General features: G+C 65.7%; 14 protein-coding genes. 8 read left to right on the top strand and 6 right to left on the bottom strand.

What is annotated here, in order from left to right; all coding sequences use genetic code 11:
• Positions 1–41: 41 nt before the first annotated feature.
• The 3 genes from V3H56_RS26040 to V3H56_RS26030 form a co-directional block, all read right to left on the bottom strand.
• Positions 42–2,447 carry a penicillin acylase family protein gene (locus V3H56_RS26040; protein WP_047735817.1) on the bottom strand — a complete coding sequence of 802 codons (2,406 nt, stop codon included), beginning with the start codon at positions 2,445–2,447 and terminating at the stop codon, positions 42–44.
• Positions 2,448–2,797: 350 nt separating this feature from the next.
• Positions 2,798–4,870, bottom strand: a complete 2,073-nt coding sequence (locus V3H56_RS26035; RefSeq protein ID WP_338474018.1) for a type III effector — start codon at positions 4,868–4,870, stop codon at positions 2,798–2,800.
• Positions 4,871–4,923: 53 nt separating this feature from the next.
• Positions 4,924–5,412, bottom strand: coding sequence for a type III effector (locus V3H56_RS26030; protein WP_042729309.1), 489 nt, complete (start codon positions 5,410–5,412; stop codon positions 4,924–4,926).
• A 165-nt stretch (positions 5,413–5,577) separates the two neighbouring features.
• Here V3H56_RS26030 and V3H56_RS26025 point away from each other — a divergent pair, with 165 nt between their 5' ends.
• Positions 5,578–6,702, top strand: a complete 1,125-nt coding sequence (locus V3H56_RS26025; protein WP_338474017.1) for a transglycosylase SLT domain-containing protein — start codon at positions 5,578–5,580, stop codon at positions 6,700–6,702.
• Between the two features lie 45 nt (positions 6,703–6,747).
• Here V3H56_RS26025 and V3H56_RS26020 read toward each other — a convergent pair whose 3' ends face one another.
• Entirely contained in the window at positions 6,748–7,905 is a 1,158-nt protein-coding gene (locus tag V3H56_RS26020) for a serine hydrolase domain-containing protein (protein WP_123579198.1), read from the bottom strand.
• Between the two features lie 145 nt (positions 7,906–8,050).
• On the opposite strand from V3H56_RS26020, the gene V3H56_RS26015 reads away from it, so the two are divergent.
• Positions 8,051–9,280: a cytochrome P450 gene (locus tag V3H56_RS26015; RefSeq protein ID WP_042729306.1), complete on the top strand. Its 1,230-nt coding sequence runs from the start codon at positions 8,051–8,053 to the stop codon at positions 9,278–9,280.
• A 49-nt stretch (positions 9,281–9,329) separates the two neighbouring features.
• On the opposite strand, the gene V3H56_RS26010 is transcribed toward V3H56_RS26015, so the two are convergent.
• Together V3H56_RS26010 and V3H56_RS26005 are read right to left on the bottom strand one after the other, a co-directional pair.
• Positions 9,330–9,917 (bottom strand): N-acetyltransferase family protein, encoded by a 588-nt coding sequence (locus V3H56_RS26010; protein WP_338474016.1) that lies wholly within the window; start codon positions 9,915–9,917, stop codon positions 9,330–9,332.
• Positions 9,914–10,450, bottom strand: a complete 537-nt coding sequence (locus V3H56_RS26005) for an RNA polymerase sigma factor (protein WP_047735823.1) — start codon at positions 10,448–10,450, stop codon at positions 9,914–9,916. Before V3H56_RS26005 ends, V3H56_RS26010 begins: the two co-directional genes overlap by 4 nt.
• Positions 10,451–10,789: 339 nt before the next feature.
• Between V3H56_RS26005 and sctW the strand changes: the two genes are divergently transcribed.
• From sctW to V3H56_RS25975, 6 genes are all read left to right on the top strand, one after another.
• Positions 10,790–11,893: a type III secretion system gatekeeper subunit SctW gene (sctW, locus tag V3H56_RS26000; protein WP_185057676.1), complete on the top strand. Its 1,104-nt coding sequence runs from the start codon at positions 10,790–10,792 to the stop codon at positions 11,891–11,893.
• The gene (sctV, locus tag V3H56_RS25995; protein WP_042731010.1) at positions 11,890–13,977 is read left to right on the top strand and encodes a type III secretion system export apparatus subunit SctV; all 2,088 of its coding nucleotides are present in this window, start codon (positions 11,890–11,892) and stop codon (positions 13,975–13,977) included. The genes sctW and sctV overlap by 4 nt, the downstream gene beginning before the upstream one ends.
• Positions 13,978–14,102: 125 nt before the next feature.
• A complete protein-coding gene (locus tag V3H56_RS25990; RefSeq protein WP_338474015.1) occupies positions 14,103–14,996 on the top strand; it encodes an FHA domain-containing protein in 894 nt (297 codons plus the stop codon).
• Complete coding sequence (locus tag V3H56_RS25985; protein WP_338474794.1) at positions 14,996–16,354, top strand: FliI/YscN family ATPase; 1,359 nt, start codon at positions 14,996–14,998, stop codon at positions 16,352–16,354. The genes V3H56_RS25990 and V3H56_RS25985 overlap by 1 nt, the downstream gene beginning before the upstream one ends.
• Positions 16,341–16,760, top strand: a complete 420-nt coding sequence (locus V3H56_RS25980; protein ID WP_123579195.1) for a type III secretion protein — start codon at positions 16,341–16,343, stop codon at positions 16,758–16,760. Before V3H56_RS25985 ends, V3H56_RS25980 begins: the two co-directional genes overlap by 14 nt.
• Complete coding sequence (locus tag V3H56_RS25975; protein ID WP_338474014.1) at positions 16,753–17,316, top strand: type III secretion protein; 564 nt, start codon at positions 16,753–16,755, stop codon at positions 17,314–17,316. The genes V3H56_RS25980 and V3H56_RS25975 overlap by 8 nt, the downstream gene beginning before the upstream one ends.

The following is a 17,316-nucleotide window of genomic DNA, read 5'->3' as shown; positions in this document are numbered from 1 at the left end:
CAAACAGGCCCGTTGGCGGTGAAAAAAAGCCCGCTCCTCGTTCAAGGGGTTCGGGCCGGTAACAGTTTGAGCGTGCCATGGGTGTTGGCCGTCACCTCTTCCTCGGCCAGGTGTGCCTGGTGATACACCCCCTCGATGTACGCCTCGGCCTGATCCTCGTAATGCTTGTCGAACAACACGCCGCTCTGGCCCACAGGGTTGATGGTGACGCTGTGGCTCGGGTCGGCAAAGTCGATGATGCGCCGGGTGGAGGGCCCGTAGGTCACCGGCCAGGGCGCCGGGCCGATGCGGGCGGAAAGGTTGTTGGGCACCTCATGGGTGCCCGGTGCGGCGAACGGGCCGACGTTGAAGAGCCGATCCAGCGGTTTCTGCTGGCCCAGCGGATGACCATGGGTCAGGGTGTGGGCCTTGCCCCATTGCCACTGGCTGGCATCCTCGCCCAGGGTGGCCTTGAGGTGCGCGAGGCTTTTGCTCCAGGCGATGTGGACGATGTCGGCGCGGGTTTCCGTGCCCAGCGTCGAGCGATCGTCCCACCAGGGGGAATCGGCTGAAGCCGCCAGGCGTGGCAGGGCCGCATCGATCACCCGGGTCGACAGCGCCGTGTCGAAGAAGCCGTCGCCCAGTTCATCGCGCAGCGCCGCCTCGGCCAGGTTGAACAGGAACTGGTTGAACAGCGTGGCGCTGACGGAGTCCAGCGGATAATCGCCGGGCCATTGGGCCAGTTGGTCCACCCATTTGCGTTCCTGCGGGTCGCTGACCACGCCACGCAGCACAGGCAGCAGCGGCGCGAGCAGACGGGGGCCGTAGGCGGTGGTGGTGCCCAGTTGCAGTGCCTGGGTGGTCTGGATGTCCCACTTGGCCTGCTTGTCGCCGAGCTGCAGGTTCAGTTGCTGGCCGCGGTCGGCGAGGTTGTAGTACCCCGGGATCTCGATGCCGCTGGCCACCACTGGCTGGAAGTTGGCCGAAAGGATGTAGCCCCGCGCCGGGTTCTCCTCCTGCGGGTTGCTGCTGAAGGGGTAGAAACCGTCCTTTTCCGCCTCGGCGCTGCTGCCGTCGAGCATGAACCCGGGCTTCACGCCGCTCGGCCGCTTGGGCAACTGCGCGGCGGCCCACCAGCCGATATCGCCCTTGGCATTGGCCCAGACGACGTTCAACCCCGGTGCATGGATCTTGGACGAGGCATCGCGCGCCTTGGTGAGCGTGTCGGCACGGTTGAGCTGGTAGAAGGCTTCGAGGATCGGGTTACGGCTCTCCAGGAAGCCCCACCACATGGCGACCGGGGTCTTGCCGGCGTTGGCACCGAGGGCGTCGTTGACGATCGGCCCATGGGGCGACTGGCGCAGCACCAGCGTCACCGGCGCCTGGCCCTTGACCGCAATCTGCTGCTCGCTGCGGGTCATGTCCACCCACTTGTCGCGGTACCAGACCTGCTCGGGATTGTCCGGGTTGACCTTCTCGGCGATCAGGTCCAGGTCGTCGTTCTGGAACATGGTGATGCTCCAGCCAAAATCCTTGTTCATGCCCAGCGTCGCAAACGGCATCAGCGCCTGGTAATGCCCGTAGAGTTCGAAACCGGGTGCCGACAGGTGCGCCTCGTACCACACCGAGGGCGCGGAAAAACGGATGTGCGGGTCGCCCGCCAGCAACGGCTTGCCGCTGTGGGTGCGGCTGCCGGAGACCGCCCAGGCGTTACTGCCTTCGAACTGCGGCAGGCCGTTCTCGGCCAGGGCCTGCTCGCTCAGGCGGGCCAGGGCATTGAGGTCTTTCCAGTCATTGGCGGCCAGTGGCAAGGCGCTCTTGCGGCCCTCGGCCAGCACGCCTTGGGGCTGCCAAGCGAGGTCGAAGATATCCAGGTAGTCAGCGCCCAGTTGATCGCGCACATAAGTCAGCAGCGGTTCGGTGCGAAAAGCCGCGGCGAAACTGTAGGCCATGTAGCCGGTGATGCTCACGGTGTCTTCGGCGGTGAAGGGGCGCTTGGGAATGCCCAGCACATCGAACTCCAGCGGCCGGGTGTGGCTGTCCTGGTAGGCATTGATGCCGTCCAGGTACGCCTGCATCGCGATCCAGGCCGGGGATTGCGGATCCTGCTCCGTCACATAGCGCGCGGCCCGCTCGCGGATCCGCAGGCTGCGCATCAGCTTGTCGGTGTCGAGCAGTTTGGGCCCCAGTATCTCGGCCAGTTCGCCACGGGCCAGGCGCCGCATGATCTCCATCTGGAACAGCCGATCCTGGGCATGGACATAGCCGAGGGCGCGGTACAGATCGGTTTCGTTCTCGGCGCGGATATGCGGCACCCCTCGCTCGTCGTAGCGCACGGTCACCGAACCCTGCAGGCCCTGCAACTGCACGGTGCCCTGGCGGGTGGGCTGCTTGCTGTAGAGGTAGCCACCCGCGACGATGACAGCGGTGACGACCAGTGACAGGAAGGCAACGAGGGTGCGTTTCATGGGGATTCCTTATTCGGGTGACAGCGGTCCATCGTCTCGCTGTTGCTTCCCTGTTTAGCATACGGCCGCTTACCGGCGCATCGTCCATTGGAGGGATTTTCTCCAGACGGCCCCACGGCCAGCGTAATAGGCGGTGGAAGGTCCGGTGCCGCGACCGGGCGGCCGAGGCCGAGCATCGCAAGGCTATCGTTGATTGCGACAGCAATCACGCCTGTCGTCGTCGAAGTGCGGGGGATGTCAGTCGGCGTGTGTCAGGAGGGCCGACCGCGGGGCAGCGCCGGCGGCCGGTGGTGGGAGGGCGGTTTCAGGCGGTGATCGTCGAGCCATAGAAGGGTGGCCCGACGGGGTCATCAGCTTGGCCGGGTAGTCGGCGTCGGTTCGTTGGACGGCCCGCCTTGTGGTGGCGCTTCGCCTCGTTCGGCCAGCTCCATCGTGTCGCCAGTCGCCGTACTCTTAGGTCCTGTCCCCAAGCTCTTGACCCACTCGGTACCCAGGTTGAGCCCGGCGACCGTGGCTTGCGGAACCAACTGGGAAGCACCACGCGTGCCGTGATAGACGTTCTCGCCAGCGCGTCTCCAGCCCGGTGGCTGGGTGTGGGCAAGGGTGTCCCGGTTTGCATTCGTGAGGTTCTGCCATGGGACGTTTGCGCGTGCGGTCAGGTCGTCCTTGCCGTCGTTCAGCGCTTTGTTTTCCAGCGGTGCCGCTACGCTGTTGGCAAAGAACGGAAGCAGGGTCAGGCCCGAAGAGAAGAAGGTCGTGATGATCTGCTGCATTTTTTCCAGCGTCTCGGCATCTTCGCCTGGCGCGGCGGCGTCCCCCACTGCGGTGCGCATGGTAATACCCGCACCGACGCCAACGATTCGGTTCACATAGTCACTGATATTGGTCATGTTGGTCGGCAGCACTTTGCTTGATTCGGCCAGTGCCTTGGGCAGGAGCTCCTTCCATTCGCGCGTTTCGTTTTTGACCCGGTAGGTCGGGATCTTCTCGTCGCCATGGGTTTGAGAGTATTTGAACACGGCCTGACCGCCGGCCATGAGCGTGCCGCCGACCGCGGATGCCAGGCTGCGGGCGCCGATGCCCGAGGCGTTCACGCTGGTGAATTGATTCAGGACTTCTCGTACCGCATGAGCCGCACCGAATGCGATGTATCCGGTGAAGTCGCCGCTGATGGTGCCAAAGTTGTTGGCGTTTTGTTTAAGCAGGAAACTGGTGCGCTTGTCTTCCTGCGTCTTGTCGAGGGCCTCGCGTTGAGGATTGGCGACCCGTCGCCCATTCACCGTCACCTCCTGCAGGGCCTTGGGGTACACCGACAGCGGATCGACCTTCTCCAGCCCACTGCCGATGGTTTTATCGACGATGGTCTGGATGATGGGGCGGGCGCTGTCGCTGACCACTTTATGGGCGGCGCCCAGGACGGCCGAGGTACCCGCGGCGTGGGCTGCGAGGTGCGTACCGTCGAGCTTCTCATCGATTGCCGCGGTGCTGGCACCGAAGTGAGCCGAGGAGGCGAAGCCTTGCGGGATGCCCGCATCGGCAAACACCGCCAGCCCTGTCCGGAATCCACTGTGGGTCTTGAGGTCTGCGACATAGTCCTGGCGGCCGACGTTCTTCAGCGCCGTGTCCAGCACTTCGTTTTTCTTCGTCGCCGTCGTCAGTTCGCTGGGCTTGTCGTCCTTCTTGTCCACTAACTCTTCGAATTCCACCTGAACCTTGATCAACTGGTTCAGTTCAGAGGTCGCCTGGTCTCGTTCGGGCTGGGAAAGACTCTCGTTGTTCATCGCACTGCGCGCGTGCTCGATGCGGCTTTCCATGAAGGTATTCAAGCGGTCGGGCAGCTCTTGCGTCATGGCTTGCATGACGCCTTTGGCGTAACCGCGGAAGGCATCATGGCTGCTTTGCAGACTCGTACGTTCATCCCCCTGCGGCGTGCCTTCGATGACCTCCTGGCACAGCGAATGGTAGGCGCCGAGGGTGTTACCGACGCGGTCGCAGTGTTTGTCCCAGACGGCCTTGAAACCGCCGCCTTCCTTGCGGTCTTCCTCGCTCATACCCAGGTATTGGTTGAAATCCTTGACGAACTCGGCGGTTTCTTCCTGGCCCGACAGCATCGGGTGGGGGGTGCCGCCGAGTTCGACCAGATGCTTCTGCACATCCTGATAGCTGGTTCCTGGCGCAAAGCCCAGTACTTTACTTTCCAGGCTCATGTGCTCGCGCGCGTAGCCGAGCGGGTCGGTATCGGGGTTTTTCTTGCCGAGGGTGTTGACCAGCCCTGTCAGGCGCTGCTGCCGGGTCCTGAGGGTCTGCTGGGTGGCGTCGGTCGGTTTTCCTTCGAAGTGGTAAGGCACCAGCGGCGTGGTAGAGGGGCGGACCTGGTCGGACAGGCTGTTTCTGATCGGCGTGATCCGATCGTCCTGGGCCAACGCCGCCGAGCTTGTGCTTCGTCCTACGGATAAATCTGGCATGTCGTGCTCTCCTAGATTGACAGGGCGTTGTTGAGCCCGGTGCTACGGGGTGTGGGTTTGTGCTGGGTGGGCTTGGCGGCGACGTTCGGGCTGGCACCGTCGAAGAAGTAACCCTCTCGCCAGATCAGCGCCATGTCGGCGATACCGCCCATGAGCCCCAGCAAGTGTTCGGCGGTGAGGTTTTCCAGGGGCACGTGGCCGATCAGGATCACCAGTTCGCTGTCGCTGTTGTAGGACAGGGACGGGCAGAACGGCCCGCTCAGCAGGTAGAGATTGGTTTCCAGCAGCCGTTGCAGGACGGCTTCGCGATTGGCGGTCGGCAGCGGCCCGAAGCTGGCGTAGATGAACACGTCGCCTTCACCCACGCTGGGGGTGTGCTTGAGGGAAAAGTCGACCTCCTTGACCGACAGGTTCGCCTGTTCGTAGAACGCGGACGGGGTGGGAATCATCGTGAGGGCGCAAAGCTGATCGATCAGCTTGCAATAGATGGGTGACGCCATGATTGACCTCGCATTGTCATCCAGGCGCGACGAGCGCCTGCTGCCCCTCGTGAGTGACGCCGGCGGCATTTCGGTTCCAAGTGCCGTTGTCATGTCGTGCGGATGGGAACCGTCGGGCCAGGATCGGCCACCCATTGGCGCCACCTCATTCAAGGTTGACCGCCCATGTCCCGTTCACTTTCACGTTCGCCGGTCCTTCGCTTCGTCCCCAGGGGGCTGTCCATGTTGGCGATGGGGTCCTTGCTGTACGGCTGCCAGCACCTCGAACCGCCGCTGACCATCGGTGACCCGTTCGCCAATGAAACCTATCGATCGCAACTGCGCTGGCGCACGCCGGCGCCCACGGACACGATCGTCCAGATCGAAGAATTGTCGTCCCAAGGCGACGGCAGCCTGTGGGCGCGCATGCGCCAGGGGTTTTCGCTGCAGGCCAAGGCCCGCGGCGTGGCGCGCATCGACGAGCAGCGCCGCTGGCTGATGGAGCGCCCGGCGTTTCTCACCCAGACCGGGCGCGCCGGCAGCCGTTACCTGCACTTCATCGTCGGCGAGTTGAGCAAGCGCAACATGCCGCTGGAGCTGGCGCTGTTACCGGCCATCGAGAGCGGTTTCAACCCGAACGCACAATCGCCCGCCCAGGCCATGGGCCTGTGGCAGTTCGTCCCGGCCACGGGGCGCCGTTATCAATTGCAGCAGCGGGCCGACTATGACGAGCGCCGGGATATTCCGTCTTCCACCCGCGCCGCCCTGGACTACCTGTCTTACCTGCATGACTACTTCGACGGCGACTGGCTGTTGGCGCTGGCCGCCTACAACGCCGGCGAAGGACGGGTGCGCGACGCCATCACGCGTAACCGGGCCCGTGGCCTGGCGACCCGCTACTGGGACCTGTCGCTGCCCGGCGAGACCCAGAACTACGTGCCGCGGTTGCTGGCGCTGTCGCAGTTGGTCAATACGCCGGCGGACTATGGCGTCGACCTGGTGCCCATCGCCGACCAGCCGTACTTCCAGATGCTCGCCCTGGCGCAGCCGGTGGACCTGGCGCACCTGGCGGTGTTGTCCGGTGTGCATGAGCGCGAGTTGCGCATGCTCAACCCGGCCGGACGAGGCCGGGCCAGTGGGCGCTTGCTGATGCCCATGGCGGCCTCGCGCCGATTGAGCGCGCAGCCGGACCTGATCGCCCGGGCGGCGCAACCCCGGGTGCCGGGCGGCGAAGAACAACGGGGCGTCACCCCCGAGACCGGGGCGGCGGGGACCCAGGTCGCGGAGGCCAACGTGCCGCCAGGGGCATGACCCGACGCTCGCCCCGTGCCCGGGGCGAGGCACCGCTCAAGCCGGCTACAGACAACCCGTCGCGACGGTGGCCAGGTGTCGGCCGCGCGGGTCCATCAACACGTAGGAACCGATCGTATTGCACGCGAAGCCGAACGAGACGCCGCGCTCCGGATCGGCGAAACCGACCGTGCCACCGGCGCCCATGTGGCCGAACGCCTCGCTGCCCATGCCATAGCTGCCATTCGGCACGTTCGGCTGGTCGAGCATGATGCCCAGGCCGAAGCGTGCCGGCGTCTGGAGCGTCGGGTCGTACTCGGCGCTGTGCTCGCGCAGCATTTCATTGAGCAGCGGTGATTCCAGCAAGCGCCCGTCGAGCAGGCCGGCGTAGAACGTCGCCAGGCTGCGCGCGTTGCCGTGCCCGTTGGCGGCCGGTTGGGTCATGCGCTTCCAGCCGGGTTCGTTGCTGCGTCCCAGCACCATCGGCGGGTTGGCGAAGGCCAGGGCACTCATGGCCGTCGGCTCGGTGAGCACGTCCTGGAGCACGCGCCCGAAGGCTTCGTCGTCGATGTCCTCCTTGGTCCGTGCCATGTAGGCACAGCGCGCCATGGTCACGTCGTCCAGGCCCAGGTGAAAGTCCAGCGCCAGTGGCGCGGCCACCCGACGGCAAATGCTCTGGGCGGGGGGCAGGCCGTCCACCCGGCGCAGCAGTTCACCCAGGATCCAGCCGAACAGCAATGGCGAATAGGTCTGTCGTTCGCCGGCGCCGGCCCAGGGTTGTTCCCCGGCAATCAGCTGCGCCATGGTGTCCCAGTCGTACAGGGTTTCCGGCGCCAACGGTGTGCGCAGCGCCGGCAGCCCGGCCCGGTGGCACAGCACCTGGCGCAGGGTGATCGAGGCCTTGCCGGCGTCGGCGAAGGCCGGCCAGTGCTGGCAGAGCGGGGCGTCCAGGTCCAGCCGGCCTTCGCCCACCAATTGCATGATCGCCACCGCCGTGAAGGGCTTGGTGCAGGAGAACAGGTTGAGCAGGGTGTCGTGTTGCCAATGGCGATCCGGTTCGGGCCCGGCCTGGCCGGCCCAGAGGTCGATGACTGTTTCGCCGTCGACCTGCATGCACAAGGCGGCACCGCGTTCGAAGGGACTTTGCATCAATTGGCTGAAGGCCGCCCTGACCGGTTCGAAGCGGGGGTCGCAATGGCCATGGACTACGAGTGCGCGCGTCATGTGTGCTCCAGAAAAGAGGGGAAGGTCTCTGCTGAGTGAGCGCGGCGCGGCAAACGGTTCAGAGGTTTTCCCGAAGGCGGGGGGATGGATCTTTTCTGCACGCCAGGCCACTCACGGGCAACCATCCTGTCTCTGGAGCATGCCCATGGCGCACGAGCGCACCCTTGATTTCAACGGCGTCGATTTCAACAGCGATGCCTTCCGCAGCGCGGCTTACCGGCACTATGCGGCGCTGCGCGAGGTCGCGCCGGTGTTCCTCAGCCAACCGCAGGGGCAGTTGCCGATCTGGTACGTCACCGGCGCTCGGGAAGTCGAGACCGTGCTGCTGGACAACGAGCGCTTCGCCCGTGACCCGGCCCGCATCAGCCCGCAGTTCGCGGCGATGATCGGGGGCGAGCAATCCATCGCCTTTCTCAACGATCACATGCTCAACCGCGACGGCGAGCGCCACCGTCGCTTGCGTCGGCTGGTGAACAAGGCATTCACGCTCAAGGCGGTCAATGCCATGCGCCCGCGCATCGAGCAGATCGCCGAGACGCTGCTGGACCAGGCCGGGCCCAGCGGACACATGGACGTGGTGAGCCAATACGCGTTTCCGTTGTCGATCACCGTCATCGCCGAACTGCTCGGCGTCCCCGCCAGGGACCGGGACGATTTTCGCCGTTGGTCCCACATGATCGTCCAGCAGGTCGGGCACGACTTGAGCGAGTTGCAGCGCTGCTACAGCGAGTTCGCGAGCTACATGCTGGCCTTGATCGAGCAGCGTCGGGCGCAGCCCACCGACGACCTGGTGACTGCGTTGGTGCAGGTCGAGGAAGAGGGCAACGTGCTCAGTTGCAGCGAGTTGTGCAGCATGATTGCGCTGCTCATCATCGCCGGGCATGAAACGGCGGCGTCGATGATCGGCAATGCGGTGTACCTGCTGGTGCAGCATCCCCAGGCGCTGGTTCAACTGCGCGACGAACCGGGCCTGATGCCCAATGCCGTCGAGGAATTGCTGCGCTATGACTCGTCGGTGGAGCGCGCCATGGTCCGCTTCGTGACCCAGGACACCGAATTGGCGGGGCAACGCTTGCAGCGTGGCCAGCTACTGATGGCGGTGGTGGGGGCGGCCAATCGTGATGAAGCGCTGTGTGCCCATCCCGACACCCTGGACATCACCCGCCCGGCCTGCCCGCACCTGTCGTTCGGCAAGGGCACGCACCATTGCCTGGGGGCCTCGCTGGCCCGGCAGGAACTGGAAATCGCGTTGAACACCTTGCTCAGGCGCTGTCCGGGGCTGCAACTGGCGGTGGCGCCCGAGGCCGTGCACTGGCGCTATGTCCCCAATTTCAGGGGGCCGCAAGCCTTGCCTGTGCGCTGGTCGGTGGACTGACAATGGCAGGTGAGGCTCGCCCGACAACCCGGCTGGGCGAGCCGTGACGTTACGCCAGGACCGCGTGCGCCGGCCGGGTGTGTGCGGTGGCAGGCGCCGAAACGTCCGTCAGGTGCAGCCCGTAGAGGACCACGTCGGCCCGCGTGTCGGCGAACCGGGCAATGCCCGGAAACCGCCCCCATTGCGTCGCGCCCAGGCCTTGCACGCCGCGTTTGCTGGCCTCGTTATGCTCGATGATCCAGGCCACCAGCGTTTCGAAGCCATAGCGTCGGGCCAACACCACGGCGGCTTGGCCGAGGCGAATGCCGACGCCGCTGCCCACGTGGTCGTTGCGCACGTAGATCGACACCTCTCCGGTCAACCGGCAGGCCTGGGCGCCCCAACTGAAGCGGTTGACGATCAACCAGGCGACGACTTCGCCCTTGCGCTCCAGCACGTAGATCGGGTCGCCCTCCTTGACGAAGCAGTCGACGAAGAATGTCATTTCCTTCAGGGAAAACGCTCTGAGCACGGGGGAACTGGTGCCCCCCAGAGCGCTTTCGTTGAAGATATCGGTCATCACCGGCAGGTCGTCGGGCGTGTAGCGACGTACCCCGTGGGGCAGGTCGAGTCGGCTGTTCAAGCGATTGGTGGTCATGATCGGGCTTCTCCATAAACGCTGCGCTTGAGTTGCTCGCGGGCGCGGAACAAACGCGAGCGCACGGTCCCGATGGGCACGCCCAGGCGTTCGGCGGCGTCGCGGTAGCTGCTCTCGGTGTCCACGGCGGTCCACAAGGTTTCGCGCATGTCCTTGGGCAGCTCATCCATCGCCAACAGCGTGCGATCCAGCAGCCGGCGGTTGTCGCACAGCTCGCTGAGGTCGATGTCGTCACTGGACTCGTGGAACTCGCTCTCATCGAAGGTGCTCAGCGGCGGTTGCGCGTAGTAGCGGCGGAAATGGTTGCGGATCAGGTTCAGGGCGATTCCGCACAGCCAGGTGTCGGGCTTGGCCAGCCCCTTGAATTTCTCCTGGTTACGCCAGGCTTCCAGGTACGTGAGTTGGATGAGGTCGTCGGCGTCGTCCTGGTTGAGCACACGCTTTTGTACAAACAGACGCAGTTTGCGCTCCTCGCCAAATGTCATGCCTGGCGAGGAGGTTTTCGGGGGTGACACGAGGTTCAGACTGCTCATCGATGAATCCCTCTGAATAGGTGCATAGCGTCGATCGGATGTCGACAACCCCTATCAGCAGGACCTGTGCCAAACCCATTTTTTGATTTATCACTCTGATAAGTAACAATTTTTTATTAGAGCTCAGGCTCTATCTGTGCAGAGCCGTGCACAGCCGACCCGAGCGCCACTGCAATAATTTGCACCGCATGGCCGGGTGAAAAAGCACGCTGGCGTCACCCTGCGAATGCGTCGAAAAAAGCCTGTGCGGGGGATGGAACCGAACAGCGAAGCACTGCCACCCATTGAGCGTCCGATACCACGCTCATGGTCATCATGAAAGTAGAAGCACCGACAAACATGCGCATTGCCGTCAATCTCGCCCAGGCCGCTTCGGCGCTGGGGGGCGTGGGCAAGCCTGTCGAAACGCAACAGGCCGTGCAGACCAATTCGATGGAGGAGGTCGGCATGACCTTCAGCCATCACGTGGAGCGCAACACCAAGGCCTTGAGCCAGCGGCGCATCCGTAATGCGCGCAGCGAGGTGGGCCAGACGCGGGTCGAGACGCGTGAGCGATTGGAAGAGTGGTACGACCAACTCGGTCATCCCGGCAAGCAGAGCCTGAGTGCGATGGCGGCCCAGGCCGGGACCCTGCTCTACGGCGAGCCGGTGCTCGAAGACGTGGTGCAAGCCACCGGTGGGGATCCGGCCCGCACCGACCTGATCCTGCAACAAGTGGTGCGGGAGGCCGAGTCCCAGGGCCGGCAGGTCGAAGCCAAGCGGGCCCGCGACTACCTGCAATTGCTGCGCGAACAATACAGCGCGCAGATCCAGGCCGGCATGAACATCGCCGAAGCGTTGCGCGCGGCGGGCGGCGATCCGCAACTGCGCCAGGCAGTGCGCCGCCTCTACTACGACACCGTGGTGCTCAAGCAGTCCCTGCCCACCATGATGCAGGCGCTGCTCGGGCTGTTTGGCGAAACCGCGTTCGTGTCGGGGCTGGACATGATGCGCCGGGCCCTGGCGGACGACATCGCCGCGCAGACCCCGTCGAGCCCCACCGCCAAGCTGCGTGCGCTGCTGATCGGCCTGGCCGCTTCGACCCAGCTCGGCAGCGTGCTGCACAGCTGCCGGCAGTTGCTGGAGCAATTGGCCGGCAGTTGCCCGGCCAGCCAGCTCACCGCGGTGCTGTTGCTCCAGCGCATGCTCGGGGTGGCGGCCAGTGGCTTGTCGGCGGCTGAAGTGCGCCGCATCGGACGTGAACTCGGCGGTGAAGAGGAACGCGACCAACTGGTTTCGCTGAACGGCTTGTACTCGATGCTCAAGCGTTTGCCGCTGGCGCTCTGGCGCGACGGCAAGAGTCGGCAGAGCGCATTGAAGAATCTGTTGGTGCTGCTGGATGAGCGTTCCCGTGGCGAGGTTCGCGGGCAGACCGCCGCACCGATCATAGGAGTGCACGCATGATCGCCCTGTTGAACAAAGTCGCCGGCGCAGCGGTGCGGCGTATCGAGGTGGCCGGCGCGTTCGTGGTGCTGGGCATCGTGTTCATGCTGATCCTGCCGCTGCCGACCTCGGTGGTCGATGCGCTGATCGCGGTCAACATCTGCATCTCCTGCCTGCTGATCGTGCTCTCGCTCTACCTGCCTCGCCCGTTGGCCTTTTCCTCGTTCCCGGCAGTGCTGCTGCTGACCACGTTGTTCCGGCTGGCGTTGTCGGTGGCGACCACTCGGCTGATCCTGCTTCAGGGCGATGCCGGGCATATCGTCCAGGCGTTCGGCAACTTTGTGGTCGGCGGTAACCTGGCCGTCGGGCTGGTGATCTTTCTGATCCTGACGGTGGTGAACTTCCTGGTGATCACCAAGGGCTCCGAGCGTGTCGCCGAGGTGGCCGCGCGCTTCACCCTGGATGCGCTGCCGGGCAAGCAGATGTCCATCGACAGTGATCTGCGCGCCAATCTGATCGATGTCAACGAAGCCCGTCGCCGCCGCGAGGAACTGAACAAGGAAAGCCAATTGTTCGGGGCGATGGACGGGGCGATGAAGTTCGTCAAGGGCGATGCCATCGCCGGCCTGGTGATTGTCGTGATCAACCTCATCGGTGGTTTCTCGGTGGGCATGATGCAGCACGACATGGGCGCCTCCGAGTCGATGCACCTGTATTCGGTGCTGACCATCGGTGATGGCCTCATCGCGCAAATTCCTGCACTGCTGATTTCCCTCACCGCCGGCATGATCATCACCCGGGTGTCGCCGGAAGGACAGCCGGCCGGAAGCAGCGTCGGCAAGGAAATCGCCAGCCAGTTGACCGCCGAGCCCAAGGCCTGGGTGATCGCGTCGGTGGGGATGCTGGGCTTCGCCGCGCTGCCCGGCATGCCGACGCTGGTGTTCATCGTCATCGCCCTGATCACCGGCACGGCCGGGATCGTCCAGTTGTATGCCCGCGCACGGCAGGCGCGGCAAGGCGATCAGGCACCGACGGTGTTGTCCCCCGAGCAGAACGGTGCAGAAGACCTGCGCAGCTTCGACCCGACCCGCGCCTATCTCTTGCAGTTTTCCAAGGCCATGCAGGGACACCCGGCCACCGAAGAAGCCATCCAGACGATTCGCAAGAAGCGCAATGGGCTGGTGGCCGGTTTTGGCCTGACGTTGCCGCCCTTTGAAATCGAATACAGCGCGTTGCTGGAGGACGACGAATGTCGCTTCTGCGTGCATGAGGTGCCGATGTTGCGCGCTACCTTCTGCGAGCGCGTGGCCGTGGCGCGCGGGCCCCTGCCTTTCGAACCGCGCCAGGCGCAGGTCGGCAGCGAGGTGCGGGACGAGCAGCAGTGGCTGTGGTTGATGCCCGATGACCCGTTGCTGGCGGATGAGCGGGTCGAGGCGGTGTCCGCCACCGAGCTGCTGGTGGAGCGGATGAGCCGCGCCATGTTCGCCACCGGTCCGCAGTTCCTTGGCCTGCAGGAAAGCAAGTCGATCCTTAGCTGGCTCGAGGCGGGCCAGCCGGAGCTTGTCCAGGAGTTGCAGCGGACCATGCCGCTAGCGCGTTTCGCGGCGGTGCTGCAACGCCTGGCCGGCGAAGGCGTTCCGCTGCGGGCGGTGCGCCTGATCGCCGAGTCGTTGATCGAACACGGGCAACACGAACGAGACGTCGGCGCCCTGACCGACTACGCCCGCATCGCCCTGAAGTCGCAGATCTATCACCAGTACCGCGACGCCGAGGGCCTGCATGCCTGGCTGCTGACGCCGGAAACCGAAACGCTGTTGCGCGATGCGTTGCGCCAGACGCAAACCGAAACCTTCTTTGCCCTGGAGAGCGGGCACACCCGGGCGCTGGTCTTGCAGTTGCGCGAAGGCTTCCCGCTGCGCGCCAAGCGCGTGGCCGTGCTGTTGGTGGCCCAGGACCTGCGCGCACCGTTGCGCGACCTGCTGCGCGATGAATTCAACCACGTGCCGGTGCTCGCCTACAGCGAGTTGCACAGCAACGCCCAGGTCAACGTCCTGGGCCGCTTCGACCTCGAGCAGGAACAACTGCGGGTAGAGGATGCTGCCTGACCGCCGTCGGCTTCGGCGGCGTCACGGGGCAATTGCACGGATTGCACATAACGAGGAGGGGAGCCTGCGGGTGTCCCGTCCACAACAGGTGAGGGCGAGCGATGTCGCCCCTTGAGGAGTTGGCCATGTTCGAGCTACGGGTATTGAGTGGTCTGCACCGGGGTGCGGCCTTGCCGTTGGTGGGCGATGAATGGGTGGTCGGGGCGGCGGAGGACGCCGACCTGGCCCTCTACGATCCAGGCATCTGCGCCCGGCACGTGCGCCTTGAGCGAGTGCAGGAACAGTGGCGGCTGGCGCTGCTGGATGGCGTGGCGTGCGATGCACAAGGGCAACCCTGGACGCCCACGGAACCGTTGCCGGTCAACGCGCCTTTCGTCGTCGCCGGCATCTGGCTGTGCCTCGCCCCGGCCGACCAACCGTGGCCCCAGGAGGCGACGTTGGAGAACGGTGCGCCGGCGGCAGGCAGCCCGGACAACCTGAAATCGGCGGCCCGGCCCTGGTGGCCCAGGCGCCTGGCCATTGCTGCCGCCGTGATCACCGTGGCGTCCAGTGCCTGGGCCTTTACCAGCCAACCGGCGCAGCCCGTGGCCCCCGGCCCGGCCCAGTCGCTCAAGCGCAGCAAGGTGACGCTGGACAACGTCGCGGCGGTGCGCCTGGAGCTGGATCGCATGTTGCAGGAGCGCGACCTCGCGGCGCAGGTTCAGGTCGAGTCCCGGGACGATCGCCTGGTGCTGGTGGGCGAGCTGCCGCGCCAGCGCCTGGCGGTTGTCGAGCGCCTGGTCGAGCGTTTCAACGACCGTTATGACAGCCCGGTTCCGATCACCGCTAACGTGCAGGAGCACCTGACGCAGTTGCCGTTCCAGATCGCCCAGATCGTGGGCGGCAAGCGCGGCCATGTCGTCACGTCCGACGGCCGCCGGTTGTTTCTCGGCGACCAGATCGATGGCTTGCGCTTGACTGCTATCGGCAACGACAAGGTGACCTTCGAAGGTGACCAACGCTACGAGGTCACCTGGTGATGACGCACGCAGCGGCGGCACGCCTGCAGGCCTGGGAAAGCGCTCAGCGAGCGCGCTTGCAGCGGTTCGCGCCGGTCGCGGTGCGCGGGCGGGTGCAACGGGTCAATGGCATTCTGTTGCAATGCCGGCTGCCCGAGGCGCAGATCGGCGATCTGTGCCGGGTCGAGCGCGATGCCCGTGAGCCACTGCTCGCCGAGATCGTCGGCTTCGACCAGCACGACGCCTTGCTCAGTGCCCTGGGCGGCCTGGAAGGCGTGCGCGTCGGGGCGACGGTGGAGCCCCTGGGCATGCCGCACCGGGTGCACGTGGGGCCGCAGTTGTTGGGCCAGGTACTGGACGGGTTCGGCCGGCCGTTGGTGGACGGTGGCGCCGGTGCGTTTGCCGATGCGTCCGTGCTGCACGCGTCGGTGGTGATTGGCGAAGCGCCTGCGCCCACCGCCCGGCCCCGCATCCAGCACGCCCTGACGACTGGCGTGCGTGCCATCGACGGGCCGCTGACCCTCGGCGAAGGCCAGCGCGTGGGGTTGTTCGCCGGTGCCGGCTGCGGCAAGACCACGCTGCTGGCAGAGATCGCCCGCAACGTCGATTGCGACGTCATCGTGTTCGGCCTGATTGGCGAACGTGGGCGCGAATTGCGCGAGTTCCTCGATCACGAACTCGACGACGAACTCCGGGCCCGCGCGGTGCTGGTGTGCGCCACTTCCGACCGTTCCAGCATGGAGCGCGCCCGCGCGGCTTTCACGGCGACGGCACTGGCCGAGGGCTTTCGAGCCGAAGGCCGGCGCGTCCTGCTGTTGATCGATTCCCTGACCCGGTTTGCCCGGGCCCAGCGTGAAATCGGCCTGGCCGCCGGTGAGCCGCTGGGCCGCGGAGGCCTGCCGCCATCGGTCTACAGCCTGCTGCCGCGCCTGGTCGAGCGGGCCGGGTTGACCCAAGACGGCGCCATCACCGCGTTGTACACCGTGCTGATCGAGCAGGACTCGATGAACGATCCGGTGGCCGACGAAGTACGCTCGTTGCTCGACGGCCACATTGTCCTGTCGCGAAAACTGGCCGAGCGCGGGCACTACCCGGCCATTGACGTGCTGGCGAGCCTGTCGCGGACCCTGGCCAATGTGGCCGAGGCAGAGCACCTGCGGGCGGGCATCAACCTGCGCCGGTTGTTGTCGGCCTACGATCAGATCGAACTGATGCTGCGCCTGGGTGAGTACCAGGCCGGCGCCGACCCGCTGACCGACCTGGCCGTGGAGTCACGCGGGGCCCTGGACGGTTTTTTGCGCCAGGACCTGCGCGAGCCGGAGCCCATGTCCTCGACCCTGGCTCACCTGCACCAGTTGACCGCCTATGTCCCAAGCTGACCTGGATGCCCTGGCGCCGGTGCGTCGTCACCGTGAGGCGCAGGCCGAGCGGGCGTGGCGCCAGGCCCGTGACCTGCTGCGTGAGCGCGAAGCCAGCGTGGCGGCGGCGCGGGCGCAATGGCAGGCGGCCAGCGAACGCCAGGCCGCGCAGCGTGCGGCCCTGTGCGACGAACACCGTGGGCGGGCGCTGAGCGTGGTCGAGTTGAATGCCTGGAGTACCCAGGAACGCCGCCTGATGGGCGAGCTGGCCGAGCAAGCCCAGGGCGTGCAGGCGCTGGACGCTGCCCGGGCCCAGCAGGCACAGGACACGGAAGCGGCACAGCTGCGCCTGCGCGGGCGCCGCCGCGACCTGGAAAAGCTGAAGGCGTTGATGGAGCGCCTGGCGCAGGAGTCATGCGATGAATGAACGTCCCGTACGCCATGAGCCGGTGCCTCGGCACGAACCGCCGAGCGCCCCGGTTCGCCACCCGCTGCGTGGGTATGAACCGCCACCGGCCCAGGCGAGCCGGGCGCCACGCTCGACGCTGCGCGATTGCACGCCCGGCACCGATCGCGACCCGGATGCCACGATCGGTCGCAGCGACGGCTACTGGTTCCGCCAATGGGTCGAGGCACCAGAGGGCGGCTTGCAACAGGACACTGCCGGGGCGGGCTCGTTGTCGGGCCTGGTGGGCCTGGACGGCAGTGATGTGGAGGCGTTTGTCGATCAGCTCACGCCGCGCTTGCGCGCCACCCAGGACCTGCAACTGGACCTGCTGTTGCACCTGCCGCACCTGGGACGGATCAAGGTGCTGGCACGGCGGCTGGACAGTGGTCCCGGCTGGGACATCGGCCTGAGTGGCGAAAGCGATGAGGTGCAGGCGCGCCTGTCGAGCCGAAGCGGCCACCTCGAAGACGCCTTGACGCAGAGCCTGGGACAACCGGTCAGCGTGCACGTGGCACGCGTAGAGGAGGACGACTGA

Source organism: Pseudomonas sp. MS646 (assembly GCF_036693845.1).
Taxonomy (GTDB): Bacteria; Pseudomonadota; Gammaproteobacteria; order Pseudomonadales; family Pseudomonadaceae; genus Aquipseudomonas; species Aquipseudomonas chlororaphis_E.
Note: the sequence above shows the minus strand (reverse complement) of the source record. Positions and strands in the feature narration are given on the sequence as shown.